The sequence below is a fragment of the Streptomyces sp. NBC_00076 genome (assembly GCF_045041235.1).
In the GTDB taxonomy this organism is placed as follows: Bacteria; Actinomycetota; Actinomycetes; order Streptomycetales; family Streptomycetaceae; genus Streptomyces.
The window spans coordinates 4,526,481-4,552,029 of the sequence record NZ_CP108242.1 but is presented as its reverse complement, the minus strand read 5'-3'; the positions used below and the strand labels follow the sequence as shown (position 1 = coordinate 4,552,029).

Here is a 25,549-nt window from a genome sequence, read left to right as displayed (position 1 = left end):
CGCGCGGGCTACAACTCCCGGTGGAGCTCGGGCCCCTTGTGGGCTACAACTCCTTCTCGAACCAGGCCACGTCCCAGTAGCGGCCGAACTTGCGGCCCACCTCGCGGTACGTGCCCACGTGCCGGAAGCCGAAGCGCTCGTGCAGGCGGGCGGACGCCTCGTTGGGCTGGGCGATGCCCGCATAGGCGCGATGGACGTCCTCGTCGGCCAGGGCCTCGAAGAGGGCCTTGTAGAGCAGCGTGCCGACGCCGCGCCCGCGCGCGTGGGGAGCGAGGTAGACCGTGACCTCCACCGAGGTCGCGTACGCCGGTTTGGGGCGGAACGCGCTCGATGTGGCGTAGCCAAGAATCTCCTGTGAGGTTCCTGGGGAACCCGCCTCCGTGGCAACCATCAACCGGTGCGGGCCGTCTTCAGGGTGGGAGAGCAGCCAAGGGCGGCGCTCCTCCGGAGTGAAGATCGCGGTATCGAATGTGATGGAGGTCTCACGTACATAGTGGTTGTAGAGGTCGGTGAGGGTATCGAGGTCTGCCTCGACTCCCGGCCTGACCTGCACCTCTGTACGTTCCACCGACATCGGACCTCCCTCTGTGGCCGGGCAGGATACTGCATGATCAGAAAAACAGGCGGGTGGGTTGGGAATTCTGTCCGGATTCCAGTCGTTGTTTCCATCGGAAGCAGGGCACCCGAGGAGAGTGCCCAGCGCCCAAGGACCACCCGCTGACTCACATCGCAAGGGAGCACGCATGGCAACCCGTGCCGTCGCCCGTCGTCAGTCCGCCACCGGTCGGACCGACACGGCAAGCAGTGTTCGCGTCCGTGGCGGCGAGATCGCCGACCGCGACCTGGTCGGCATGTACCTCGACGAGATCGCGCGCACACCGCTGCTCGACGCCGCCAAGGAAGTCGAGCTGTCTCAGATCATCGAGGCGGGTGTGTTCGCGCGACAGGTCCTCGACGGATACGAGGACGCCAAGGCGGATGCCTCCCGTGAGGAGCTCCAGGCCCTGGTCGACGAGAGTGAGCGTGCCAAGGACGTCTTCATCCGCTCCAACCTCCGTCTGGTCGTCGCGGTGGCCCGCCGCTATCCCCGCAGTGGGCTGCCTCTCCTCGACCTGATCCAGGAGGGCAACGCCGGCCTGGTGCGCGCGGTCGAGAAGTTCGACTACCGCAAGGGCTTCAAGTTCTCGACGTACGCGACCTGGTGGATCCGTCAGGCGATCACCCGCTCGATAGCGGACCAGTCGCGCACGATCCGGCTGCCCGTCCACCTGGTGGAGGAGCTGGGCCGGATCCGGCGCGTGCAGCGGGAGTTCAACCGCGAACACGGCCGCGACCCGGAGCCCGCCGAGATCGCCGCCGAGCTCGGCTCGAACCCGGAGCGCGTCGTGGACGTCCTGGACTGGGCCCGCGACCCGGTCTCCCTGAACATGTCGGTGGACGACGACGGCGACACCCAGTTCGGCGATCTCCTGGAGGACACGTCGGCGGTCTCCCCGGAGCAGTCCGTGTTGACCCTGCTGCGCAGCGAGGAGCTCGATGACCTCATCGGCCGCCTCGACCAGCGCACGGCCTCCATCATCAAGATGCGGTACGGCATCGTGGACGGCCGGGAACGCACGCTGACCGAGGTCGGCAAGGAGCACGGCCTGACGCGCGAGCGGATCCGCCAGATCGAGAAGCACGCCCTGCTGGAACTGAAGAAGCTGGCGCGGAGCACGGGCTTCGACGCGGCGGCGTGAGGTCTGCGGCGGCGTGACGTCTGTCGCGGGGCGTCGGTAGGGGAACCGCTGACGCCTCGCTCACGCCATCGGTGACGCCTGTCGGTAGGGCGGTCGCGACGCCATCGTTCGGCACCCGTGACGCAATCCGTTGGCACCCGTGACGCAATCCGTTCGGCACTCGCGACGCCATCCGTTGGCACCCGTGACGCAATCCGTTCGGCACCCGTGACCCGGCGCGCGCCCGGTGGCGAAAGACAGCGCAAACATGGCGTGTAACGCCGCTTCAACCCGCTGGGCCCCGGGAACAAGACTTCAGGGCCCAGGAGTTCGAGTCCGAGACCATCTCCCGGACCCCTCGAGCCAAGTCCCGTCGCACTCCCCCCGGCGCCGGGACTCTCCCCGAGCCGGGCTTCGGCGCCCTCCCCCCCCCGGGCGCCGGGGTCCGGCTCTCTTCGTGCCGCTCCGCCCCCGGATATGCCGGACCGGCGGGACACCCCGAACCTGAACCCCGGGGTGGCCCGCCGGAGGGCAGATTCTGTCACATGGGCCCAGCGTCTCCAGAATTCTGTGTGTGCCTGTTGTTTTCAGGCTTTTCGGGTGCGGGTGCCCGATGAGGTCGGGCCTCCTCACTCAATCCCGCCGCACCTCCCCGGCGCTACCCGCCCCCGTACCCCCCGCCCGAACCAACCGCGCACCCAACTCCCTTACACACCGCACCAGTTCCTCCGGTTCCTGCACGGTGAAGTCGAAGCCGAGCATCGCCAACCGCACCGCCAGCCACTCCGCCGAGTCCCCCGCGGATCCGCGCAGGCGACACCGCTCCCCGTCGAGCGCCTCCGGGAGGGCCTCGAGCCATCCCGGCAGCCTGGCGGCGACCGCCTCGGCCGGTGCGTCGAACGTCACCGTGAAGTCGTACATCTCGTGCCGCCCGTACATCGACTGCCGGAGGTACTCCGCGGCGCTGCCGGTCGGCAACTCCCGCGGCGTGAACCGCGCGCCGGTGGCCAAGGGTGAACTCACCCGGTCGACGCGGAACGTACGCCAGTCGCCGCGATCGAGGTCGTAGGCGACGAGGTACCAGCGCCGCCCGGTGGAGACCAGCCGGTACGGCTCGACCACGCGGCGCGAGTCCGCGCCGTCCCGCGCGCGGTAGGCGAACCGCAGCCGCTCCCGCCCGGCCACCGTGGAGGCCATCACGGTCAGCGTCTCGGGTGCGATGCTCGCCCCGTCCCCGCTGGTGAGCGGAGTCGTCGCGGCCTGGAGTGTGGCGACGCGGTGCCGCAGCCGGGCCGGCAGCACCTGTTCCAGCTTGGCCAGCGCCCGTACGGACGCCTCGTCGACGCCCTCCAGCGCGTGACCGGCACCCGCTCGCAACCCCACCGCGATCGCCACCGCCTCCTCGTCGTCGAGCACGAGCGGCGGCATGGCCTTGCCCGCGACGAGCCGGTAGCCGCCGTCGGCGCCCTTGGTCGCCTGCACGGGATAGCCGAGCTCGCGCAGCCGGTCGACGTCCCGCCGGACCGTACGCCGAGACACCCCGAGGCGCTCGGAGAGCTCGCCGCCGGGCCATTCGCGCGGCGTCTGGAGGAGGGAGAGGAGGTGGAGGAGTCGAGCCGGAGTGTCCGTCGTCATGGCTTCGAGGATGCCGCAGAAATAGGACACGATCTGACCTAATGGGGTCTTAGCTTGTGGGACATGACCTCCACCGAGCCCACTCCCAGGGCGGCGGGCGACCGGCGTCGCTGGTTCGCCCTCGCCATCGTGATGACCGCGGCCTTCATGGACCTCGTCGACGTCACGATCGTCAACATCGCCATCCCGTCGATCCAGCGGGACGCGGGCGCCTCCTTCAGTCAGATCCAGTGGATAACCGCCGGATACGCGCTGGCCTTCGCCGCCGGCCTGATCACCGGCGGGCGGCTCGGCGACATCCACGGGCGCAAGCGGCTGTTCCTGATCGGTATCGGCGGCTTCACCCTCGCCTCCGCGCTGTGCGGCTTCGCCGCGAACCCGGAGATGCTGGTCGCCTCCCGCATCCTGCAGGGCGGCATGGCGGCGCTGATGGTGCCGCAGGTCCTGTCGATCGTGCACGCCACCTTCCCGGCGCACGAGCGGGGCAAGGTCTTCGGACTCTTCGGCGCGATCGTCGGCCTGGGCGCGGTCTCCGGCCCGCTGCTGGGCGCACTGCTCACCGAGTGGAACCTGTTCGGGCTCGAATGGCGGCCCATCTTCCTCATCAACCTGCCGGTCGGCATCGCGGGCCTGGTTCTCGGCAGCCGTTTCATCACCGAGTCCAAGGCGCCGAAGGCGCTGAAGCTGGACCTGGTGGGCGTCGCGCTGGTGACGCTGGGTCTGCTGATGCTGATCTACCCGCTCACCCGAGGCGAGGAGCTGGGCTGGCCTGTGTGGGGATACGTGTCGATGGGCGGCTCGCTCGCGGTGCTCGGCGCGCTGGTGGCGTACGAGCGGCGCAAGACGGCACGCGACGGGTCCCCGCTGATCGAGCTGTCCCTCTTCCGGGTCAAGAGCTTCGCCGCCGGTATCGCCGTGCAGACCGTCTTCGGGGTCGCGCTGGGCATCTTCTTCCTGGTGTGGACCATGTACATGCAGACGGGGCTGGGCTGGACCCCGCTGCGGGCCGGGCTGACCGGCGTCCCGTTCTCGATCGCCGTGTCCCTGGCGGCCGGTCTGTCCGTGCAGCAGCTGGTCCCGCGCTTCGGTCGCAAGGTGCTCCAGGCGGGCGCGCTGGGGATGGGGCTGGGCGTGCTGCTCTACATCTGGGAGTCCGAGCGGTACGGCCTCGGCATCGCGTCCTGGCAGATGGCGTTGCCGCTGGTCGTGATGGGGGCGGGCATGGGCCTGATTGTCGCCCCGCTGACGGACGCGGTGCTGTCGGAGGTGCCGCGCGAGCACGCCGGTTCGGCCTCGGGACTCATCAACACCGTGCAGCAGATGGGCAACGCGCTGGGGCTCGGGCTGGTCTCCGTGGTCTTCTTCGGAGCGATGGCCGACGATCTGCGGCCGACCCAGGTGCGCCCGGCCTTCGTGGAGGGCTTCCAGAACGCGTTGTGGTGGGTGGCCGCGGTGATGGGCGTCATCTTCCTGCTGATGTTCGCCCTCCCGAAGCGGCCCGCGCAGCATGTGGAGGGGGCCGGCCCGGAGTTCGGGGCGGTGGACGAGAGGGAGCGTGAGCTCGTGGCGTGAGCGGGGGTGGAGAAAGGGGCCCGGTACCTGGGGAGGTGCCGGGCCCTTGTGTTGCGCTCGCGCTCAGAGACGGCCGATGTCGTTCCTGCCCGAAGTCCGTTCATGCCCGAATAACGTCCGAACCTGTTTACTTTCCGGAAATCCCGGCGTAGCCTCCCTGCGAAACCACAAGTTCGGGCACAGGTCGGAGGCGAACGGACATGTACGCACCGGAGCGGCAGCAGGAGATTCTCCGGCTCGCCCGTGACGGCGGGCGGGTGGACGTGGTGTCACTGGCCGAGGAGTTCCAGGTCACGGCGGAGACGATCCGCCGGGATCTGAAGGCCCTCGACCGGACCGGCCTCCTGCGCCGGGTGCACGGCGGCGCCATCCCGGCCGGCCGTCTCGACTTCGAGCCGGACCTCGCCGAGCGCGAGACGACGGCGGCCGACGAGAAGGACCGCATCGCCAAGGCCGCCCTCGCGGAGCTGCCGACCGAGGGCACGATGGTCCTCGACGCCGGGACGACGATCGCCCGCGTGGCCGCCGCCATCCCGCTGGAGGCCTCGCTCACCGTCGTCACCCACAGCCTGCCGATCGCGGCCCGCCTCGCGGACCACCCCGGCATCCAGCTCCACCTCGTCGGGGGGCGCGTACGGCACCGTACGCGCGCCGCCGTGGACGCCTGGGCGCTGCGGGCGTACGGCGAGATCCGCGCCGATGTCCTGTTCGTGGCCGCCAACGGCTTCTCCGCAGAGCACGGTCTGACCACTCCCGACCTCGCGGAGGCCGCGGTGAAGCGGGCGGCGGTGGCCGCGGCCCGGCGTGTGGTGCTGCTCGCCGACTCCGCCAAGCACGGCCAGGAGCACTTCGCCCGCTTCGGCGCCCTGAGCGATGTGGACCTGCTGATCACCGACAGCGGGCTGAGCCCCGAAGACGCCACCGCGATCGAGCGCGGCGGCACGGAAGTAGTGCGCGCATGATCCTCACCGTCACCCCGAACCCGTCCCTGGACCGCACCTATGAGGTCCCCTCGCTGGACCGTGGCGAGGTCATCCGCGCCACCGGCGAGCGCATGGACCCGGGTGGCAAGGGCGTGAACGTCTCGCGCGCCGTCTCGGCCGCCGGGCAGCGCACGGTCGCGGTGCTGCCCCTGGGTGGTGCGCCGGGCGCGCTCGTCGCCCACCTGCTGGACGCGCAGGGCATCGAGGTCGCGCCGGTCCCGGTCGCCGGAGCCACCCGCTCGAACATCGCGCTCGCGGAGTCCGACGGCGTGCTCACGAAGATCAACGCGCCGGGCCCCGAACTGTCGGCGGAGGAGCGGGAGCTGCTCCTGGAGACGGTGCGCGTCCAGTCGCCCGACGCGGACTGGATCGCCTGCTGCGGAAGTCTGCCGCGGGGACTCGCGCCTCAGTGGTACGCCGAGTTGGTCGCGCGGGCACACGCTGTCGGCGCGCGGATCGCCCTGGACACCTCTGGGCCCGCGCTGCTCGCCGCGCTGCGCGAGCGGCCCGACGTGGTGAAGCCGAACGCCGAGGAGCTCTCGGAGGCCGTGGGGCGCCCCCTGTCCACGGTGGGCGACGCCATGAAGGCTGCCGAGGAACTGCGGGAGATGGGCGCGGGCGCGGTGCTCGCGAGTCTGGGCGCCGACGGGCAGTTGCTCGTCAACGGCGACGGCGCATGGTTCGGCAGCGCGCGCGTCGACACCGTACGCAGCAATGTGGGCGCCGGTGACTCATCCCTCGCCGGTTTCCTGATCGCCGGCGGCAGCGGACCGGAAGCCCTCGCGTCGGCGGTCGCCCACGGGGCGGCGGCTGTGCAGCTGCCCGGCAGCGAGATGCCGACACCGGGCGACCTGGACCCGGCGGCGGTGACCGTCACGGCCGAGGTACCGGTGGATCGCGTACTGAAGGAGCCGGTGTCATGAACGCCCGTACGGCTACGACCACTTGGTGGGCCCCTGCCGGATCGGTCCGCACCGGATCGGCCCGCACCGGATCGGTCCGCACCGGATCGGTCCGCACCGGATCGGCCCCGACCCGACCGGTCGCCGTACGGCAGGACTCCCCTTTACCCGCCGCGGTCGAACGGAGGCGGGGTCTCCCCAGCCCCCTCTCCGGCACCAGCCTCACCCCCACACACCCCCACTGCACCCCCGTCCCCACCCCCGCCCACCCCACCCCCCGGGCGATACGCGTGCGAAGGAGCCCGCGATGAGCGAGATGATCACCGCGGACCTGGTCGACCTCGACCTGTCCGCCCAGACCAAGGAAGCGGCGGCGCGTGCCCTCGCCGAACGCATGGTGGCCCTGGGCCGGGTGACCGACCTGGAGGGCTTCCTCGCCGACGTGGCCGCCCGCGAGGCACAGATGCCGACCGGCCTCGACGGCGGCATCGGCATCCCGCACTGCCGCAGCGAACACGTCACCGAGCCGACGCTCGCCTTCGGACGTAGCGCCGACGGCATCGACTTCGGCGCGGCGGACGGCCCCGCCGACCTGATCTTCCTGATCGCCGCCCCCGCCGGCGCGGACGACGCCCACCTGACGATCCTGTCTTCCCTGGCCCGGCAGCTGATGAACGCCGAGTTCACCGACGCGCTGCGCTCGGCGGGCGACGCGACGGCCGCGGCGGCGCTGATCCGCGGGGACGAACCCGCGGCTGCCGCCGAGAGCGCCTCCGAAGACTCCGTGGCGGCGCCGACGGCGGCCTCCGCCGGCGCCGCCACGGGTACCGCCGAAGCTGACGGCGACGCTGACGCCGAAGCCCCCGACGCCGAGGCTGCCGGAGCCGTGGAGGCCTCCGAGGAGCGTCCCTTCCGTATCGTCGCCGTCACCTCCTGTCCGACCGGTATCGCCCACACGTACATGGCGGCCGAGTCACTGGAGAACGCGGGCCGCGAGGCGGGCGTCGAACTCGTCGTCGAGACGCAGGGCTCGGCCGGCTTCACCCGGCTCGACCCGGCGGTGATCGCGGCGGCGGACGGCGTGATCTTCGCCCACGACGTGCCCGTACGGGACAAGGACCGTTTCGCCGGCAAGCCCACCGTGGACGTCGGTGTGAAGGCGGGCATCAACAGGCCCGGCGCGCTCATCACCGAGGTACGCGGGAAGGCCGAGCGCGGGGAGGTCACCGCCGGCTCCGCTCCCGGGACCCCCGTCGAGCGGGGCGGCGACTCCGCCGAGGGCTACGGCACCAAGCTGCGCAAGTGGCTGATGTCCGGCGTCAGTTACATGGTCCCCTTCGTCGCGGCGGGCGGTCTGCTGATCGCCCTCGGGTTCGCGATCGGCGGATACAAGGTCGACAAGGCGCCGTCGGTGATGGACCACTTCATGTGGATGCAGGCCGACAGCTGGGCGGCCCTGTTCTTCCAGATCGGCGGCGTCGCCTTCGGCTTCCTCGTCCCGGTCCTGGCCGGCTACATCGCGTACGGCATGGCGGACCGGCCCGGTCTCGTGCCCGGCTTCGTCGGCGGTGCGATCTCCCTGACCATCAACGCGGGCTTCCTCGGCGGTCTGGCGGCCGGTCTGATCGCCGGTGGCGTGGTGCTGGCCATCCAGAAGGTCAACATTCCGGCGGCTCTGCGCGGCATCATGCCGGTGGTGGTGATCCCGCTGATCTCCTCGGCGGTCGTCGGGTTCCTGATGTTCGTCGTGATCGGCAAGCCCATCGCCTCGGCCCAGAAGGGCATGACCGACTGGCTCAACGGCCTCTCCGGTTCCAACGCCATCCTGCTCGGCGCCCTGCTCGGCCTGATGATGTGCTTCGACCTCGGCGGCCCGGTCAACAAGGTCGCGTACGCCTTCGCCACTGCCGGTATCGCGGTCACGAGCCCCAGCGACTCCGCGATGAAGATCATGGCGGCCGTGATGGCGGCCGGCATGGTCCCGCCGCTCGCGATGGCCCTGGCCACGACGGTCCGCGCCAAGCTGTTCACGCCGACCGAGCGCGAGAACGGCAAGGCCGCCTGGGTGCTGGGCGCCTCCTTCATCTCGGAGGGCGCGATCCCGTTCGCCGCGGCCGACCCGCTGCGGGTCATCCCGTCCTCGATGGTGGGCGGCGCGGTCACCGGGTCCCTGTCGATGGCCTTCGGCGCCACCCTGCGCGCCCCGCACGGCGGCATCTTCGTGGTCCCGCTGATCGGAAACCCGTTCCTCTACCTCATCGCCATCGCGGCCGGCGTGGGCGTCACGACCGCCCTGGTCGTGGTGCTGAAGAGCCTGCGGAAGCCGGCGCCGGGTGCCGTGGCCCCCGGTACGGCGGAGACGGCCGCCACGGCGGCGGAGCAGAAGCAGCCGGTGGCCGCGTAGCCACCTCTGCCCCATCGCCGCTCCGTCCCTTTGGGATGCCGTGAGTTGTTCACGGCACATGCGAGATACGTCACGGTCCGGGACCTGGGTCCCGGGCCGTGGTGTCTACTGGAACGCATGCCTCAGCATGTCTCCGTCTACCAGTTCCTTGGTATGACGTTCCTCGTCCTGGTGACCGTCGCCTGGGGAATCGGGCTGGCCGTGATGCTGCGCCGCGGTCGTGTCGAAGCCGCCATGCGGCGCGCGCAGGCCGCGTACGACCTGCCCCATCAGCGGCAGATCGGCCCGGAGCGTGAGTCGGTCGAACTGACCTCGGTGGAACAGGACGAGTTCGCGGGCCTGGTGCGACGGCTCAGCGACCGCTGACACAGCCATCGGAAGACCAGCTCACACAGCAGCCGACATCTGACACAGGCGACCGGCCCCACCACCTGACACAGCCGACCGGCCCTCAGCTGCCACGGCCGACCGCTGTCGCGGAAGCTCAGAAGCTCAGGAGACCTGTGCCGCCCGGCGTTCCATCGCGTCCCTGGCCGCGGCCTCGCTCAGGTACACCTCGCACATGTGCCGGCCGTTCGGTGTGGCGGTGTGCTCGACCTCCCAGAGGGAGACCTCCTCACCGTCGCGCAGCAGGAACGCGTGCTCGTAGAGCGAGAAACACAACCTTGCACGGCCCGCACGGCCCGGTCGTCCGAAGGCCTGCGTGATCTGGTGGGCGCACGCCGTGGCCAGTAACGTGGCCGTCTCCGCGTCCGGGCGGTCCGCGTTCTCCGCGCGGCGCAGCAGCCGCCGCGCGTGATCGGCCGAGTCGTCCCGCGCATACGCGTGCCGGGGCGTGGGGACCGGTGACAGCTGCACCGTCACCGGCAGTTCGAAGTCCGGTGCGTCCGGCGGCAGCGGCAGCCGCGCGGTGGCCGTGCGCAGCTCCTCCTCGTCGACGTACACCTCGTGCTGCGGGACGCTGCCCGAAGCTGTGTTGTGGACGAGCTCCCACAATGTGAGCGCCGAGCCGTCGTCGAGCAGCCAGGTGTGCCGATACGTCTCACGGTGCAGCCCCGCGCTGTGGTGCGCGGAGTGCAGTGAACTGTCGTGCGCCAGCGCGCAGTCCAGTCGCTGCATCGTCTCGTCCGGCAGCTCGAAGGAGTTCAGGGCACGGCCGAGAAGCCGCGCGAGATGCTCCTCCGGAGACTCCGGCGACTCGGGTGGTTCGTACGCTGCCGTCTCGTACGGAACGCTCAAGGTTTCTCCCGGCGTTGCTGCATGTCACCTTGTGGGTGCATACCGTAGCCCCTCGGTCGGACATCATGTCCGGGAACCGAGAAAACATACGCCCGGAAAACGTCCGGGCCGCGGGGAAAGTTCCCACGCGGCCCGATGATTCGTCAAAAACCGCTGGTCAGGTGCTACTTGCACACGTTGGAAGTGATCACGCGGCGCTGCCCGCGACCCACTCGTTCCACGGCACATTCCAGCCGTTCAACCCGTTGTCGGGGGACACCGTCTTGTCGGGGGAGTTCTTGACGATCACGACGTCCCCGATGAGCGAGTTGTCGAAGAACCACTTGGCGGGGGTGCCGCCCTGGCCGCCCCGCACGTCCTGGAGGCCCACACAGCCATGGCTCGTGCCCTGGCTGCCGAAGGGCGGGTTGGCCTTGTTGTACCAGTAGTTGCCGTGGATGAAGGTGCCCGACGTGGTCAGCCGCATCGCGTCCGGTACGTCAGGGATGTCGTAGGCGTTCGCGAGGTCGACCGTCCTGCTGTCCATCCGGATCTTCCGGTACTTCTCGGAGATCACCATCTGCCCGTTGTACGTGGTGAACTCGGGGCTGCCCGCCGAGATCGGCACCGTCTTCAACGTGCTGCCGTCCCGAACGACCGTCATGGTCTGCGTGTTCACGTCGACCGTGGACACCTGCGAGCGCCCGATGGTGAAGCTGACGGTCTTCTTCTGCACTCCCCGGACGCCGTTCGCGCCCTCGACCCCGTCCAGGTCGATCTTCATCGTGACCTTGGAGCCGGCCTTCCAGTACTCCTCGGGCCGGAAGTCGAGCCGCTGCGCCCCGAACCAGTGCCCGACCACCTTCTGCCCACTGCTCGACGTCACCGCGATGTGCGACTGCACGGCCTTCTTGTCGCTGATGGCCTTGTCGAAGCTGAACGACACCGGCATCCCGACGCCGACCCTCGACCCCTCGTCCGGCGTGTACGTCCCGATGAAACTGTTCGCCTTGGAGACGGTCGTGAAGACCGACTCGGCGGCGGTGGACTTGCCGTCCGTATCCTTCGCGGTCGCCGATATCTCGTACTTCGTCCCGCGCTCCAACTGCTCCTTCGGCTTCCAGGCGCCGCCGTTCGCGGAGATCGTTCCCGGTACGGCCGTCCCCGCCCCCGCCACCGTCATCTTCACGTCGGTCAGCGTGCCGTCGCTGACCTGCACGCCGGTCGAGTTGATCGACGCCCCGGTCGAGCCGTTCTTGGCCGAGATGAGTATCTTTGCCGCCGACGTCTTGCCGGAGCCGGTGCTCCCCTTGTCGTCGTTCTTGGCGTTGGCGTCGCTGCCGCAGGCGGTGAGTGTGAGGGCGCCGACCATCAAGGCGGCACAGGCCCCGAGTGCGCGCCGAGTCGCTGTGTCCGGCCTTGTCACGGGCTGCTCCAGGTTCTTGTGATGTGGGTGATCCGCTCCAGTGCGTGAAGAAAGAAGGCATCGCGGGCCGGTCGGGTTCCCTCCGGTCGCGATGAACGCCATCACGTGACACAACCGGGACAATGCCACGCCGGTTTGCCGGCCGGCGCGCCTCCCGCAGTCCGTCCCCTGGTGGCCCTTCCACGCCTCCCGCAGTGCGTCCGCCTCAGCGGCTCCCGCCCGACTTCCCCCACACACCCACCTGACACACCCCCACTTACGACTCCCCGTGCGACTCCCTCTGGAACTACCCGTACAACTCCCCGTACGACGGCCACGTCCCGCCCGGCGCGGCCACCGACTCGGCCGCGTGCACGGCGCGGACGATCGCGCGGGTCACCGCGTCCGCGCCCGCCGCGAGGATCTCGTTGAGTGCGAGGGGGTGGTCGGTGCCGAGCGGTCGGGCGCCCGTCGCCAGCGCGAACACGGTGTCGCCGTCGTGGAGCAGGTGCACCGGTCGCACGGCGCGGGCGATGCCGTCGTGCGCGGTGCCGGCCAGCTTCTGCGCCTGGGCCTTCGACAGGTCCGCGTCGGTGGCGACCACCGCGAGCGTGGTGTTGAGCGGGGGCGGCGCGTTGGTCGCCGTGATGTCGGCGAGGCGACGCAGGGCATGGTCATGGACACCTGTCTCCGGGTACTCCACCCGTCCTTGGAACAACTCCCCGTACAGAACTCCCGTTTCCGGATCCGTCACCGACCCCGCCGCGTTGGCCACGACCAGCGCGGCCACCGTGATCCCCGAGCCGAGCACCGTGCTCGCCGTGCCGACACCGCCCTTGAGCGGCCCGACCGTGGCGCCCGTACCCGCGCCCACACATCCCTCCGGCACCCGAGCCCCGGGCTCGCCCGCCGCGGCCGCCTCGACCGCGGCGCGCCCCGTGGCCGCGTCCGGCCTGGCCCGGAAGTCGCCGCCCCGGCCCAGGTCGAAGACACAGGCCGCGGGTACCACCGGCACGACCTGCGCCGGGTCCACCCCGACCGGTACGCCTCGCCCCTGCTCCTCCAGCCAGGCCATCACCCCGGACGCCGCGTCGAGGCCGTACGCGCTGCCGCCGGTCAGCACGATCGCGTCGACCTTCTGCACGAGGTTGCGCGGGTCGAGGGCGTCGGTCTCCTTTGTGCCGGGCCCGCCGCCACGCACGTCCACGGCGGCGACTGCCCCGCCCTCCGGCGCGAGCACGACCGTGGTGCCGGTGAGCCAGCCCCCGCCGGTACGCGTGGCGTGCCCGACCCGTACACCGGCGATGTCCGTCAATGCGTCAACTGTCATGGATCCCAGTCTCGTCCAGCCGTCGGGGGCCCATGCGCTTCCGCGCCCGCCGGCGTCCCTCCGGCTATGGCGCCACCAGCCCCTCAAAGGGCCCGCGCGTCGCCGGCCTCCCGAGCGTCCCCGGCTTCCCGCGCCGAGTCGGCCTCCCGCGCGGTCATGCGTGCCGTGAGCGTCGTGCCGACCACCACCGCCAGCGCCGCCACGATGCCCGCCGCGAACACCGCCCACTCGCCCAGGAAGGAGCTGGCGATCACCAGAAGTGCCGTGGTCGGCAGCACCAGTTGCTGGGCGATGCCCACCTTGTAGTGCCGGGAGTGCAGCACCCACACGGTGAGCAGATAGAGCGCCGTCGGCAGGGTCACGGCGGCCGCCGCGGCCAGGGTGGAGATGTGCGCCTTGCCGAGCGTCTGCTCCACCGCGACCTCCAGCCCGGCGCCGATCGCCGCGGCGGAGGCGAAGACCAGGTAGTGGCCGTAGCCCCACAGGAACGCCTGCCTGCTGGAGCGCAGATGACCATGGATGGGCACCACGAAGTAGATCCACCAGGCGGCGAAGATGATCAACAGACCGCCCCCTGCGATCGGCAGCAGATCGTCCAGTGCGTCGTTCTCGTAGATGCCCGACTTCACGGCGACCGTGGCCGCGGCGATCGTTTCGCCGAGCACGATGATGGTGAACAGTCCGTACCGCTCCGCGATGTGGTGCGGATGCCAGGACGTCGGGTGGTCCTTCTCCGCGAACGGCGGCACGCACATCTCCAGCGGCGCCATCACCAGGAACACCCAGGGCCGGGCGCCCTCGGGCAGGACCAGCAGACCCAGCCAGCCGACCTGGCAGAGCAGCACGCCGCCGGCGTACCGCAGGGCCATCGTCCGTTCCGGGCCCTCGCTCGACAGCGCCACCCGCAGCCACTGCGCGATCATGGCCAGCCGCATGATCACGTAGCCCAGCCAGACGGCCAGGAACTCGTGCTCCTCGAACGCCCGCGAGACCCCGGCCGCCAGGACCAGGACGCCGGCGATCTGTACCAGGGTGACGACCCGGTACAGGGTGTCGTCGTTGTCGTACGCCGAGGCGAACCAGGTGAAGTTCATCCAGGCCCACCAGATGGCGAAGAAGACCATCGTGTAGTTGAGGATGCCCTCGCCCGTGTGCGCCTCGGCCACGGCGTGCACCAGTTGGATGCCGGCCTGGGCGATCGCCACGACAAAACACAGGTCGAAGAAGAGCTCCAGTGGCGAGGCCACACGATGTGCCTCTTGGCGACCGCGGGCCGTGAGCCTGCGCAGGGGGCCGCGGCGTTCGGGAGCGCCCTGGGGGACGGGCGGGGGAGGGGAACTGGACGTCATGGGTCCAGCACAGCAGATCAGCGCCTGAATGGCTTGGGGATGACTTCGCCGGCGGTGGGCCGCCACCAGGGCCGTACCCTGGAGACATGAGCACCGCCCCCGATCCCGAGCCGCGTGCCCCGAAGCCCGCGCTGATCTTCGACGACCCGCTGGACCGCCAGTCCTCGGACGACACGGACCGGGGATGGGGCGAGCGGCCCGGTGGCGAGGGCGACAGCGCGGCCGACCTGAAGCGCTTCCTTGACGAGAAGCCGCCCCACCACCTCTGAACCCGCCGGGCGCCGCGGACCGCAGCCGCTGCTAACGCTCGTCGTGGCCGGATCCACGCTGCCGCTGCTGTGCGAGCAGCACGTCGCGGATCTCCTTGAGCACCTCCAACTCGGTCACCTCCATGACCTCCTGCGTGCCCTCCTTCGCCTTCCTGCGGGCCTCCATCCGCGCCAGGTACTTCGACATCGGCAGGACCATCAGGAAGTAGACGACCGCCGCCGTGATCACGAAGGTCAGGGTCGCGCCGAGGACGGACCCCCACATGATCCGGACGCCCGTCGCGTTGTCGCCGGTGCCCGTGCAAGTCTCCTCGAGACACGAGCTGTAACCGTCGAGGTTCTTGGTGCCGATCGCTCCGACCAGCGGGTTGATCAGGCCCTTCACCACCGAGTTGACGATGTTGGTGAAGGCTGCGCCGATGACCACGGCCACCGCCAGGTCGACGACGTTCCCGCGCATCAGGAAGGCCTTGAACCCCTGCAAGACGCTTGGCTTCTTCTCGCTCAATTCTGGGACTCTCCTCATACGAACCGGTAGTGGAACAAACAGCTCCGCAACCTACGTGAGGACGAGACGGCCCTGTCCAGCCGGGTGGCTTCAAGGAGGGGCGTGAAGCGGCGCGCATCGCGTGGGTCAGCACAGTGTCACCGCCAGCCGTGCTGTCGTGCTCGCGCCGGCGAGACGCGCCGCGGTGGAGCGCGGTACCGACAGCACGACGAGCGCCCCGCCCTCAGCCGCGCCACCCGGTGCCTCCAGCGCCTCCGGCACCTTCGTCACCCGTGCCCCGCGCGCGACCACGCGGGCGTCGCCGCCGGTCGCCGTCTGCTCGGCGGCGATGACGTCCACCCGGTCACCGGGCCGCAACAGCCGGACCGTGGCTCCGTCGGCGATCCGCACCGGTGCCGTCACGAGCCGGACGGCACGGTGTTCCCGTACGGGATCCGCCACGGGGCGCCCGCGGGGCTGCTCCGTTTCCTGAGGGACCGAGGGTCCCGCCGCCAGGACCGCGGCCGCCGTGACGGTGAGGCCGGCAGCTACGGCACGCCGTCGGTGCCGTACGAGTCGCTGTAGTTGATAACGCCCGCCACGAATGCGCACGGGGGCGAAGTGCGGCACCTCGCAGGTCGGGGGAGCTTCCACGCCGAGCGGCCGCGGGAAAGCGGGAGAAACGGGAGAAGGGGAGTGAGAGGGCGAGGGCGAGGGAGAGGACGGAAGTGCGAAGGACACGGGAGGACCACCACCTGCGACGAGGGATCGGCTTGCGATGCCACGATGCGGCTTCGCGCCGATTCCCGCAGACGCCGGTGGGCTACTGCCGAGTTGTGGACAACTCCCTCACCCGAACGGGAAGTTCCACCCGCGGCGGCGGGTCATCTGAGGCCGGAACCCCGAGTCCAGCAGCCCTGAGCCCAGCACACCTGAGTCCAGCAGCCCCGAGTCCAGAACCCTCGAGGCCGGCACCCCTACGGCAGCGCGAACCCCGGATCCATCCCGCCCAGCGCGCTCGCACACAGGCAGTCCCGCTCCTCGCCCGACGGCAGTGCGGCCACCGCGTCGAACAGGACGCCCCGCAGCCGGTCCACGTTCGCCGCGAACACCCGCAGCACCTCGTCGTGGGAGACGCCCTCGCCCGTCTCCGCGCCCGCGTCGAGATCGGTGACCAGGGTCAACGAGGTGTAGCAGAGCTCCAGTTCGCGGGCGAGAGCCGCCTCGGGGTGTCCGGTCATGCCGACCACCGACCAGCCCTGCGCCTGGTGCCACACCGACTCGGCGCGGGTCGAGAACCGCGGCCCCTCGATCACGACCAGCGTGCCGCCGTCCACCGGTTCCCAGTCCCGCCCACGCGCCGCCTTCAGCGCGGCCGCCCGTCCGGCCGGGCAGTAGGGATCGGCCAGGGACACGTGGACCACGTTCGGCACCCCGCCGCCCGGCAGCGGCAGCCCGTCGAAGTACGTGCCCGTCCGGGACTTCGTACGGTCGACCAGCTGGTCCGGCACCAACAGCGTGCCCGGCCCGTACTCGGGGCGCAGGCCGCCCACCGCGCACGGACCGAGGACCTGGCGGGCCCCGACGGACCGCAGGGCCCAGAGGTTGGCCCGGTAGTTGATGCGGTGCGGCGGCAGATGGTGGCCGCGTCCGTGCCGGGGCAGGAAGGCGACTCGCCGACCGGCGACCTCGCCGAGGAAGAGGGAGTCACTGGGCGGCCCGTAGGGGGTGTCCACCTGGATCTCGGTCACGTCGTCGAGGAACGAGTAGAAGCCGGAGCCGCCGATCACACCGATCTCTGCGTTCGCCTTGTTCGCCATGCCCCGCACCCTAACGGCCCCCGGAAACGCCGAAGACCCCGCCGTCGTACGACGACAGGGTCCCGTAAGAAAAGGGTCCTACGCGGCGGAGCTGCTGCTGGACGACTTGCCCGTGCTTGAGGCGCCCGTGCTCGGACTCGAGGACTTCGAGTCCGAGGACGACTTGGAGTCGGAGGACGACTTCGACTCCGAGGACGAAGAGGACGTCGCCGACTTCGACGTCGACGGCGCGCTGCTCGACGAGGAACCGCGGCTGTCGTTGCGGTAGAAGCCGGAGCCCTTGAAGACGATGCCGACCGCGGAGAACACCTTCTTGAGGCGGCCCTGGCAGTTGGGGCACTCGGTGAGTGCGTCGTCGGTGAACTTCTGCACCGCCTCGAGGCCCTCGCCACACTCGGTGCACTGGTACTGGTAGGTCGGCACTTGTCTTCCTCCTGGCACTCTCACTCGATGAGTGCTAACGATCGTCCATACTAACCTGTGCCGCTTGCAAATGGAGTAACGTGCGTCACCTGCCTGCGGGCAGCGGTCAGGGCTTGACCGTCTCGCGGCTTGTGCCCAAGGGAGAAGCAGCGTAGCTGCGGAGTCACAGTGACGTATTCCGCGGAAAATACATCGTCACATCTCACCGATCGCGGCAGGTTCGCGATGGGCCGCGCCGCGCGTGACCACTCTGGTCGCGCGCGGCGGCATGAGCCGCGAACGCAGCGCCAGCAAGGTCACCAACGCCAGCAACGTGCCGCCCGTCGGGACCAGGAACCCGGCGCCGCCCCAGAAGCGGTCCTCCAGCTGTCCGGCGATCGTGACGGCGGCCGCCTGGCCGAGTGCGACCGCTCCGGTCAGCCAGGTGAACGCCTCGGTGCGTGCGCCGGCCGGGACGAGTTCCTCGACCAGGGTGTAGCCGGTGATCAGAGCGGGCGCCACGCACATGCCGACGAGCAGGCCGAGGCCGGCCAGGACGAGCACCGAGTGCGCGGCCCACAGGCCGGACGCGGTCAGCGCGAGGGCGGCGTACCCGACGAGCAGGCGGCGGCGCGGGCTCACCTTCCACGCGATGGCGCCGCAGACCAGGCCGGAGAGCGTGTTGCCGGCGGCGAAGGTGCCGTACAGGACGCCGTTCAGGCCGGGTTCACCGATCGACTCGCTGAACGCGGCCAGCGAGACCTGCATGCCGCCGAAGACGGAGCCGATGCCGAGGAACGCCACGATCAGGACCCGCACTCCGGGGACGCGCAGCGCCGAGGTGTGCTCCACGCGCGCGTGCCCGTCGGCGGCGACCGTGGGCTGGGTGCTCTTCTGCGCGGCGAACAGCAGGCCGCCCAGCAGCGTCAGCGAGGCTTCCGTCACCAGACCCGCGGCGGGATCCACCGCCGTGCACAGCGCGGTGGCCAGCAGCGGGCCGACGACGAAGGTCAGCTCGTCCGTGACCGACTCGAAGGCCGCCGCGGTGGACATCAGGGGCGAGTCCTTGAGGGTCGCGGCCCAGCGGGCCCGCACCATGGGGCCGACCTGGGGCGTCGAGGCGCCCGTCGGCACGGCTGCCGCGAGCAGCGCCCACAGGGGGGCGTGGGACAGCGCGAGCGCGGTGAGGGCCAGGCCCGACAGTGCGTGTACGACCACGCTCGGGACCAGCACCGCGCGCTGCCCGTGGCGGTCGGCGAGGTGACCGCCGAACGGCGCGAACAGGGCCGTGGAGACACCGGTGACGGCCGCGGCGGCGCCCGCCGCCCCGTACGAGCCGGTGGTGTGCTGTACGAGCAGCACGATGGAGACGGTGAGCATCGCGAACGGCTGGCGTGCCGCGAAGCCGGGGAGCAGGAACGTCCATGCGCCGCTGGTGCGCAGCAGCTGCCCGTATCCGGGGCGGGAGGTGACCGTGGATGCCACGGCCCGTGCCTTTCTGCCGCCTGGTGACGCGGCCCCTTCCAGGGGGCGAGACGCCGAGAGCTGTCCTCTTGCGCGGACTGCGGTAGATGCCAAAGCCCGCTGTCAGGAGCGTCCCGGCCGCCATACGGTCGCGCCAGCTCTGCGTCAGGCAGAGTTGGTTCGATCAGGGTGTGCCTTCATCGTACAGGGATCAAGACTGACTGACCTGTGAAAACGAGCACCATGGGGTCGCGTGCCTGTGATTGCCGGGGTGTGAACCGTACGAAACATGCCCTTAACGGCTTGTGCCGGTGCCGCCCGTGCCCAGCCATCCGGCCAGCTTGCCGCCGTGGCCGACCGCGCGCAGTCGTCGTTCCGCCGCGTCCCGGACGGGATTGGTGGCGACCACGAGGAGCTCGTCCCCGTGCCGCAGCACCGTCGTCGGCAGTGGAACGAAGGATTTCGCGTCGCGGACGACCAGGGTGACCGCCGCCCCGGCCGGCAGGCGCAGTTCGTTGACCTCGACGCCGTGCATCTTCGAGCCCTCGGGGATCTCCACGGACAGCAGGTGCCCGCGCAGTCGCTCCAGGGGTGCCGACTCGATGCCCAGGTCGGAGGCGGCCTCCGGGTCGCCGCCCAGGCGCAGCTTGCGGGCGAGCCAGGGCAGGGTCGGTCCCTGGACCAGGGTGTAGACGACGACCAGGACGAAGACGATGTTGAAGATGCGGCGGCTGGCGTCGACGCCCTGCACCATCGGGATGGTCGCCAGGATGATGGGCACCGCCCCGCGCAGTCCGGCCCAGGACATGAGGGTCTGCTCCTGCCAGGGCACCCGGAACGGCGTCAGGCAGAGCACGATGCTCAGCGGGCGCGCCACCATCGTCAGCACCAGCCCGATGATGAGCGCCGGCCAGATGTCGTCGCCCAGTTCGTGCGGGGTGACCAGCAGGCCGAGCAGGACGAACATGCCGATCTGGGCGATCCAGCCGAGCCCGTCGGCGAACCCGCGGGTGGCCGGCCAGTGCGGCAGCTTCGCGTTGCCCAGCACCATCGAGGCGAGATAGACCGCGAGGAAGCCGCTGCCGTGGGCCATCGCGCCCGCCGCGTACGAGGTGACGGCGATCGCCATCACGGCGATCGGGTAGAGGCCGGAGGCGGGCAGGGCGACGTGCCTGAGGCCCCAGGACCCCAGCCAGCCCACCGCGATGCCGATGGCGGCACCGATGGCCAGTTCCAGAGCTATCTCACCCAGCAGCACGTACCAGTGGTCGAACGGGCCCGCGGTGGAGAAGGAGATCACCAGGATGACCACCGGGGCGTCGTTGAAGCCGGACTCGGCCTCCAGCATGCCCGTCACCCGCGCGGGCAGGGGGACCTTGCGCAGCACCGAGAAGACCGCCGCCGCGTCAGTCGAGGACACGACCGCCCCGATGATGAGCGCCTGCCGCCACTCCAGCCCGACCATGTAGTGCGCGGCCGTCGCCGTCACCCCGACGCTCACCGCGACCCCGGCCAGCGCCAGTGTGGAGGCGGCGGGCAGGGCGGGTTTGATCTCCTTCCACTTCGTGCCGAGACCGCCCTCGGCCAGGATCACGACGAGGGCCGCGTATCCGATGACCTGGGTCAGTTCGGCGTTGTCGAAGTGGATGTCGCCGACGCCGTCCTGGCCCATGGCGATGCCGATCCCCAGGTATACGAGCAGGCTGGGGAGCCCGCTGCGCGAGGAGATCCGAACCGCTGCCACGGCGACGAGCAGAACGAGCGAGCAGACGAGCAGGAGCTGGTTGAGGTGGTGGACAGTCAGCGGCCGTTCCCTTCGCTGGCCCGCGGCGTCACGCGCACGGGCTCCTGTACATCGGACACGACGGAGAATCGTTTCGCATCCAAGTACTTCGTTACCTTACCTAACTCTTGACGATTTCTTGACACTCGAAGAGGCAAGATCGAACGCGCGTGCGTCCTGGTTCCCGACTCCGCGTCAAGTGGCGCCGGGCCCTGCGCCTATGGTTGCTCCAGCGCTCAGTCAAATGGATACGCCCGCCTGCCGCTCGCGTTAGGACAGCAAGGACAGCGATGCCCCCCAACACCACCGCCTCATCGGGTCAGAAGCCCGGCAAGTCCGGCAGGAAGAAGGGGCGCAAAGCCCGTCTGCTCGTACTCGTCCTCGTGCTGGCCATCATCGGAGGCGTGGCCTACGGGGCGTACTGGTCCATCAGCACCGTCCGCGCCTCGTTCCCCCAGACCAAGGGCTCGATCACCCTGGACGGCCTGTCCGGACCCGTCGACGTCAAGCGGGACGGCTACGGCATCCCGCAGGTCTACGCCTCCTCGGACGCCGACCTGTTCATGGCGCAGGGCTACGTCCAGGCGCAGGACCGGTTCTACGAGATGGACGTGCGCCGCCACATGACCTCCGGGCGGCTGTCGGAGATGTTCGGCAAGGGCCAGGTCGACAACGACGAGTTCCTGCGCACGATGGGCTGGGACCGGGTGGCGAAGCAGGAGTACGACAAGACGCTGTCGGCCTCCACGAAGAAGTACCTCCAGGCCTACGCCAAGGGGGTCAACGCCTACCTCCAGGGCAAGAGCGGCGAGGACATCTCCCTGGAGTACGCGGCGCTCGGCTTCACCAACGACTACAAGCCCGCGAAGTGGACCCCGGTCGACTCGGTCGCGTGGCTGAAGGCGATGGCCTGGGACCTGCGCGGGAACATGCAGGACGAGATCGACCGCGCCCTGATGACCAGCCGCCTCGGCCCCAAGCAGATCGCCGACCTGTACCCGCAGTACCCCTACAGCCGCAACCGGACGATCGTCCAACAGGGTCAGTACGACGAGCTCACCGGCACGTTCGACGGCGGCGACGACGCTTCCGGCACGGGCACGGGCACGGGGACCGGCACAGGTACCGGCACCGGCACGGGGACAGGCACCGGCACGGGCGGGACCAGCGGTGTCTCCGGTACGAGCGGTACCTCAGGGACGGCCGGTTCCGCTCTGCAGAGTCAGCTCACGGGCCTCCAGAAGGTCCTGGACGACGTCCCCACGGCCGTCGGCGTGAACGGCAACGGCATAGGCTCGAACTCCTGGGTGGTGGGCGGGAAGTACACCATCACCGGCAAGCCGCTGCTCGCCAACGACCCGCACCTGTCTCCCTCCCTGCCGTCCGTCTGGTACCAGATGGGCCTGCACTGCCGCGCGATCTCCAGCAAGTGCCAGTACGACGTCAGCGGCTACACCTTCGCGGGCATGCCCGGTGTGGTCATCGGCCACAACCAGAACATCGCCTGGGGCATGACCAACTCCGGCGTCGACGTCACCGACCTCTACCTGGAGAAGCTCTCCGGCGACGGCTACCTCTACGACGGCAAGGTCAAGCCCTTCACCACGCGCGAGGAGACCATCAAGGTCGCGGGCGGCTCCTCCAAGAAGATCGTCGTCCGGCAGACCAGCGACGGGATGCCCCTGCTGTCCGACCGTGACAGCGAGCTGGTGAAGGTCGGCAAGAAGGCCACGGTCGACACCGCCGCCCCCGACCGCGGCGACGGCTACGGCATCGCCCTGCGCTGGACCGCGCTGGACCCGGGCACCTCCATGGACGCCGTCTTCGCGATGGACAAGGCCGCCGGCTGGAGCGACTTCCGCAAGGCCGCCACGCTGTTCGACGTGCCGTCGCAGAACCTGGTCTACGCCGACACCAAGGACAACATCGGCTACACGCTGCCCGGGAGGATCCCCACGCGGGCGAAGGGCGACGACGGCTCCATCCCGGCACCGGGCTGGGACTCCAAATACAAGTGGACCAGCTTCATCGATCAGGACGCGCTGCCCTACGAGTACAACCCGAAGCGCGGCTACATCGTCACCGCCAACCAGGCCGTGATCGACAAGGACAAGTACCCCTATGCGCTCACCACGGACTGGGGCTACGGCACCCGCAGCCAGCGGATAACCGACCTGATCGAGCAGAAGATCAAGGGCGGGGGCAAGATCTCCACCGACGACATGCGGCAGATGCAGCTGGACAACAGCAGTGAGATCGCCAAGCTGCTCGTGCCCAAGCTGCTGAAGATCGACGTCGACGACAAGGAGGTCCGCCAGGCCCAGGAGCTGCTGGAGGGCTGGGACTACACCCAGGACGCCGACTCGGCGGCCGCCGCCTACTTCAACTCGGTCTGGCGCAACATCCTCAAGCTCGCCTTCGGCAACAAGCTGCCCAAGGAACTGCGGGTCGAGGGACAGTGCCTGTGGGTGGACCCGGTCAACACCACCGGGCCCGTCGACGAGACCAAGAAGGTCCGTGAGTGCGGGGAGCGTGACGCCGACGAGGCGCAGCCGGACGGCGGCGACCGCTGGTTCGAGGTCGTGCGCAACCTCATGGACGACGAGAACAGCGACTGGTGGAAGACGCCCGACGTGGGCACCCGCCCCGAAGCCAAGAACCGTGACGAGCTGTTCAAGCGCGCCATGATCGACGGCCGTTGGGAACTGACCGCCAAGCTCGGCAAGGACATCGACACCTGGAGCTGGGGCCGGCTGCACCGCCTGTTCCTGAAGAACCAGACCCTGGGCACCGAAGGTCCCGGTTTCCTGCAGTACATGCTCAACCGCGGCCCGTGGAAGCTCAGCGGCGGCGAGGCGGCGGTCAACGCCACCGGCTGGAACGCCGCCGGCGGCTACGAGGTCGTGTGGGTGCCGTCCATGCGGATGGTGGTCAACCTCGGCGACCTCGACAAGTCGAAGTGGATCAACCTCGCCGGCGCCTCCGGGCACGCCTACAGCGCCCACTACGTCGACCAGACGGACAAGTGGGCCGATGGCGAGCTGCTGGACTGGTCCTTCTCCGACAAGGCGGTCGACGGCAACACGAGCGACTCGCTGGTGCTGAGGCCGTGAGCCGCTGAAGCGGTGAGCTGTTGAAGGCCCGGTCCCTTTGGGTGACCGGGCCTTCTCGGCTCGGCGGCCGGGCCGCTCAGTCCGACGGGAAGCGGCGTACGCCCGACGGCGTCACCACCGCCCGCACCGGACGGTCGTGTGCCTCGGCCGGCACCCGCTCCACCACCTCGGAGTCGTACAGCAGCACCACCAGCGCGGGGTGCGCGCCCGCGCGCTCCAGTCGGGCGAGGACGCGGTCGTACGAGCCCCCGCCGCGCCCCAGACGCATCCCGCGCGCGTCGACCGCCAGCCCCGGCAGCAACACCACGTCGGCGCCCGTCACGGCGTCCGGGCCCAGACGCTCCCCGACGGGCTCGAAGAGGGCCATCCGCCCGCCGTGTCGGACGCGTTGGAGTGAACCCTCGCCGGTGTACGCGCCCCAGTCGAGGTCGTTGTCGGGCAGCAGCGCGGGGAGCAGGACCCGCACGCCCCGCTCGCGCAGCGTGTCCAGCAGCGCGAGCGTGCCGGGTTCGCTGTCCACGGAGACGTACGCCGCCACCGTGCGCGCCCGCGCCAACTCGGGCAGCCCCAACGCCCGCTGGGCCAGCGCTGTGGCAGCTTCCCGCACGTCATCGGCCGTCAACCTGTTCCTCACCATGAGGAGCTCCTGCCGCAACGTTCGCTTGTCAGGCTCGGCCGGACGTTCGACGTGGCTCAAAGGCTGCACCCGTATCCTTCCAATATGCTCATATGAGAGCTAATTCACCGGAGCCTCAGATTCCGATCAAAGGCACCGGATAAGGTTGCCGCATGACTCAGTCGCACCCTCGGATCAGCAAGGCTGTCATTCCCGCAGCAGGTCTTGGCACCCGGTTCCTGCCGGCCACCAAGGCCACTCCCAAGGAGATGCTGCCGGTAGTCGACAAGCCCGCGATCCAGTACGTGGTCGAGGAGGCCGTGTCCGCCGGCCTGGACGACGTCCTCATGATCACAGGCCGCAACAAGCGCCCCCTGGAGGACCACTTCGATCGCAACTACGAGCTGGAATCCGCCCTTCAGAAGAAGGGCGACGCGAGCCGGCTCGCCAAGGTGCAGGAGTCCAGCGACCTCGCGACCATGCACTACGTCCGCCAGGGCGACCCCAGAGGCCTCGGCCACGCCGTCCTGTGCGCCGCCCCCCACGTGGGCAACGAGCCCTTCGCCGTCCTCCTCGGTGACGACCTGATCGACCCCCGCGACCCGCTGCTCAAGCGCATGGTCGAGGTCCAGGAGCAGCGCGGCGGCAGCGTCATCGCGCTCATGGAGGTCGAGCCCGAGCAGATCCACCTCTACGGCAGCGCGGCCGTCGGGCCCACCGAGGACAGCGACACCGTCAAGGTAACCGGCCTGGTGGAGAAGCCGGACCCGGCGGACGCGCCGTCGAACTACGCGGTGATCGGCCGCTACGTCCTCGACCCGCACATCTTCGAGATCCTGCGCAAGACCGAGCCCGGCCGCGGTGGCGAGATCCAGCTCACCGACGCCCTCCAGCAGCTCGCCACGGACGAGAAGATCGGCGGCCCGGTGCACGGCGTGGTCTTCAAGGGCCGCCGCTATGACACCGGCGACCGCGGCGACTACCTGCGTGCCATTGTCAGACTCGCGTGCGAACGTGAAGACCTGGGCCCGGACTTCCGGACCTGGCTTCGCAGTTACGTAGCCGAGGAGATGTAACAA

The 25,549-nt window shown here is 69.9% G+C and carries 22 protein-coding genes; 9 read left to right on the top strand and 13 right to left on the bottom strand.

The features are described from left to right. Positions 1-43 precede the first annotated feature (43 nt). Positions 44-574 (bottom strand): GNAT family N-acetyltransferase, encoded by a 531-nt coding sequence (locus OHA64_RS20515; RefSeq protein WP_405615066.1) that lies wholly within the window; start codon positions 572-574, stop codon positions 44-46. A gap of 169 nt (positions 575-743) precedes the next feature. Between OHA64_RS20515 and OHA64_RS20510 the strand changes: the two genes are divergently transcribed. Beyond that, positions 744-1,739, top strand: a complete 996-nt coding sequence (locus OHA64_RS20510) for a sigma-70 family RNA polymerase sigma factor (protein WP_356773609.1) — start codon at positions 744-746, stop codon at positions 1,737-1,739. A gap of 612 nt (positions 1,740-2,351) precedes the next feature. Here the strand turns inward: OHA64_RS20510 and OHA64_RS20505 are convergent. Then, a complete protein-coding gene (locus OHA64_RS20505; RefSeq protein WP_405615064.1) occupies positions 2,352-3,353 on the bottom strand; it encodes a helix-turn-helix transcriptional regulator in 1,002 nt (333 codons plus the stop codon). A gap of 63 nt (positions 3,354-3,416) precedes the next feature. On the opposite strand from OHA64_RS20505, the gene OHA64_RS20500 reads away from it, so the two are divergent. The 5 genes from OHA64_RS20500 to OHA64_RS20480 all read left to right on the top strand — a co-directional run bounded on the left by OHA64_RS20500 (position 3,417) and on the right by OHA64_RS20480 (position 9,580). Beyond that, positions 3,417-4,925 (top strand): MFS transporter, encoded by a 1,509-nt coding sequence (locus OHA64_RS20500; protein ID WP_405615062.1) that lies wholly within the window; start codon positions 3,417-3,419, stop codon positions 4,923-4,925. 200 nt (positions 4,926-5,125) lie between these two features. Beyond that, a complete protein-coding gene (locus tag OHA64_RS20495) occupies positions 5,126-5,887 on the top strand; it encodes a DeoR/GlpR family DNA-binding transcription regulator (RefSeq protein WP_405615059.1) in 762 nt (253 codons plus the stop codon). Then, a complete protein-coding gene (gene pfkB / locus OHA64_RS20490) occupies positions 5,884-6,831 on the top strand; it encodes a 1-phosphofructokinase (protein ID WP_405615057.1) in 948 nt (315 codons plus the stop codon). Before OHA64_RS20495 ends, pfkB begins: the two co-directional genes overlap by 4 nt. 286 nt (positions 6,832-7,117) lie before the next feature. Then, positions 7,118-9,214 (top strand): fructose-specific PTS transporter subunit EIIC, encoded by a 2,097-nt coding sequence (locus OHA64_RS20485; protein WP_405615055.1) that lies wholly within the window; start codon positions 7,118-7,120, stop codon positions 9,212-9,214. 117 nt (positions 9,215-9,331) lie between these two features. After that, a complete protein-coding gene (locus OHA64_RS20480) occupies positions 9,332-9,580 on the top strand; it encodes a hypothetical protein (RefSeq protein WP_405615053.1) in 249 nt (82 codons plus the stop codon). A 126-nt stretch (positions 9,581-9,706) separates the two neighbouring features. Here OHA64_RS20480 and OHA64_RS20475 read toward each other — a convergent pair whose 3' ends face one another. From OHA64_RS20475 to OHA64_RS20460, 4 genes are all read right to left on the bottom strand, one after another. Beyond that, the gene (locus OHA64_RS20475) at positions 9,707-10,453 is read right to left on the bottom strand and encodes a DUF6227 family protein (protein ID WP_405615051.1); all 747 of its coding nucleotides are present in this window, start codon (positions 10,451-10,453) and stop codon (positions 9,707-9,709) included. Between the two features lie 187 nt (positions 10,454-10,640). Next, entirely contained in the window at positions 10,641-11,858 is a 1,218-nt protein-coding gene (locus tag OHA64_RS20470; RefSeq protein ID WP_405615049.1) for an Ig-like domain-containing protein, read from the bottom strand. A 286-nt stretch (positions 11,859-12,144) separates the two neighbouring features. Further along, the gene (locus OHA64_RS20465) at positions 12,145-13,167 is read right to left on the bottom strand and encodes a P1 family peptidase (RefSeq protein ID WP_405615047.1); all 1,023 of its coding nucleotides are present in this window, start codon (positions 13,165-13,167) and stop codon (positions 12,145-12,147) included. 83 nt (positions 13,168-13,250) lie between these two features. Then, positions 13,251-14,516 (bottom strand): low temperature requirement protein A, encoded by a 1,266-nt coding sequence (locus OHA64_RS20460; protein WP_405615045.1) that lies wholly within the window; start codon positions 14,514-14,516, stop codon positions 13,251-13,253. A gap of 86 nt (positions 14,517-14,602) precedes the next feature. Here OHA64_RS20460 and OHA64_RS20455 point away from each other — a divergent pair, with 86 nt between their 5' ends. Continuing rightward, positions 14,603-14,785: a hypothetical protein gene (locus tag OHA64_RS20455; RefSeq protein ID WP_405615043.1), complete on the top strand. Its 183-nt coding sequence runs from the start codon at positions 14,603-14,605 to the stop codon at positions 14,783-14,785. Between the two features lie 31 nt (positions 14,786-14,816). Here the strand turns inward: OHA64_RS20455 and mscL are convergent, their stop codons facing one another. The 6 genes from mscL to OHA64_RS20425 all read right to left on the bottom strand — a co-directional run bounded on the left by mscL (position 14,817) and on the right by OHA64_RS20425 (position 20,831). Continuing rightward, a complete protein-coding gene (gene mscL, locus OHA64_RS20450; protein WP_405615041.1) occupies positions 14,817-15,293 on the bottom strand; it encodes a large conductance mechanosensitive channel protein MscL in 477 nt (158 codons plus the stop codon). 126 nt (positions 15,294-15,419) lie between these two features. Continuing rightward, the gene (locus OHA64_RS20445; protein WP_405615039.1) at positions 15,420-16,013 is read right to left on the bottom strand and encodes a hypothetical protein; all 594 of its coding nucleotides are present in this window, start codon (positions 16,011-16,013) and stop codon (positions 15,420-15,422) included. 236 nt (positions 16,014-16,249) lie between these two features. Further along, positions 16,250-17,092 carry an S-methyl-5'-thioadenosine phosphorylase gene (locus OHA64_RS20440; protein ID WP_405615037.1) on the bottom strand — a complete coding sequence of 281 codons (843 nt, stop codon included), beginning with the start codon at positions 17,090-17,092 and terminating at the stop codon, positions 16,250-16,252. A 78-nt stretch (positions 17,093-17,170) separates the two neighbouring features. Further along, positions 17,171-17,515 (bottom strand): FmdB family zinc ribbon protein, encoded by a 345-nt coding sequence (locus tag OHA64_RS20435; RefSeq protein ID WP_405615035.1) that lies wholly within the window; start codon positions 17,513-17,515, stop codon positions 17,171-17,173. A gap of 195 nt (positions 17,516-17,710) precedes the next feature. Next, on the bottom strand, positions 17,711-18,979 hold the full coding sequence (locus OHA64_RS20430) for an MFS transporter (protein WP_405615033.1): 1,269 nt from the start codon (positions 18,977-18,979) through the stop codon (positions 17,711-17,713). Positions 18,980-19,253: 274 nt separating this feature from the next. Then, the gene (locus OHA64_RS20425) at positions 19,254-20,831 is read right to left on the bottom strand and encodes a potassium/proton antiporter (protein WP_405624035.1); all 1,578 of its coding nucleotides are present in this window, start codon (positions 20,829-20,831) and stop codon (positions 19,254-19,256) included. Between the two features lie 200 nt (positions 20,832-21,031). Between OHA64_RS20425 and OHA64_RS20420 the strand changes: the two genes are divergently transcribed. Next, on the top strand, positions 21,032-23,854 hold the full coding sequence (locus OHA64_RS20420) for a penicillin acylase family protein (RefSeq protein WP_405615031.1): 2,823 nt from the start codon (positions 21,032-21,034) through the stop codon (positions 23,852-23,854). 76 nt (positions 23,855-23,930) lie between these two features. Here OHA64_RS20420 and OHA64_RS20415 read toward each other — a convergent pair whose 3' ends face one another. Next, positions 23,931-24,491: a 5-formyltetrahydrofolate cyclo-ligase gene (locus tag OHA64_RS20415; RefSeq protein WP_405615029.1), complete on the bottom strand. Its 561-nt coding sequence runs from the start codon at positions 24,489-24,491 to the stop codon at positions 23,931-23,933. A 152-nt stretch (positions 24,492-24,643) separates the two neighbouring features. Here OHA64_RS20415 and galU point away from each other — a divergent pair, with 152 nt between their 5' ends. Then, positions 24,644-25,546: a UTP--glucose-1-phosphate uridylyltransferase GalU gene (galU, locus tag OHA64_RS20410; RefSeq protein ID WP_405615027.1), complete on the top strand. Its 903-nt coding sequence runs from the start codon at positions 24,644-24,646 to the stop codon at positions 25,544-25,546. Positions 25,547-25,549 lie beyond the last annotated feature (3 nt).

Excerpts from the sequence above, each read along its gene's own strand:
- OHA64_RS20515 (WP_405615066.1), bottom strand. The coding sequence starts at position 574 with ATGTCGGTGGAACGTACAGAGGTGCAGGTCAGGCCGGGAGTCGAGGCA.
- OHA64_RS20510 (WP_356773609.1), top strand. The coding sequence starts at position 744 with ATGGCAACCCGTGCCGTCGCCCGTCGTCAGTCCGCCACCGGTCGGACC.
- OHA64_RS20505 (WP_405615064.1), bottom strand. The coding sequence starts at position 3,353 with ATGACGACGGACACTCCGGCTCGACTCCTCCACCTCCTCTCCCTCCTC.
- OHA64_RS20500 (WP_405615062.1), top strand. The coding sequence starts at position 3,417 with ATGACCTCCACCGAGCCCACTCCCAGGGCGGCGGGCGACCGGCGTCGC.
- OHA64_RS20495 (WP_405615059.1), top strand. The coding sequence starts at position 5,126 with ATGTACGCACCGGAGCGGCAGCAGGAGATTCTCCGGCTCGCCCGTGAC.
- pfkB (WP_405615057.1), top strand. The coding sequence starts at position 5,884 with ATGATCCTCACCGTCACCCCGAACCCGTCCCTGGACCGCACCTATGAG.
- OHA64_RS20485 (WP_405615055.1), top strand. The coding sequence starts at position 7,118 with ATGAGCGAGATGATCACCGCGGACCTGGTCGACCTCGACCTGTCCGCC.
- OHA64_RS20480 (WP_405615053.1), top strand. The coding sequence starts at position 9,332 with ATGCCTCAGCATGTCTCCGTCTACCAGTTCCTTGGTATGACGTTCCTC.
- OHA64_RS20465 (WP_405615047.1), bottom strand. The coding sequence starts at position 13,167 with ATGACAGTTGACGCATTGACGGACATCGCCGGTGTACGGGTCGGGCAC.
- OHA64_RS20460 (WP_405615045.1), bottom strand. The coding sequence starts at position 14,516 with ATGACGTCCAGTTCCCCTCCCCCGCCCGTCCCCCAGGGCGCTCCCGAA.
- OHA64_RS20455 (WP_405615043.1), top strand. The coding sequence starts at position 14,603 with ATGAGCACCGCCCCCGATCCCGAGCCGCGTGCCCCGAAGCCCGCGCTG.
- OHA64_RS20440 (WP_405615037.1), bottom strand. The coding sequence starts at position 17,092 with ATGGCGAACAAGGCGAACGCAGAGATCGGTGTGATCGGCGGCTCCGGC.
- OHA64_RS20420 (WP_405615031.1), top strand. The coding sequence starts at position 21,032 with ATGCCCCCCAACACCACCGCCTCATCGGGTCAGAAGCCCGGCAAGTCC.
- OHA64_RS20415 (WP_405615029.1), bottom strand. The coding sequence starts at position 24,491 with ATGGTGAGGAACAGGTTGACGGCCGATGACGTGCGGGAAGCTGCCACA.
- galU (WP_405615027.1), top strand. The coding sequence starts at position 24,644 with ATGACTCAGTCGCACCCTCGGATCAGCAAGGCTGTCATTCCCGCAGCA.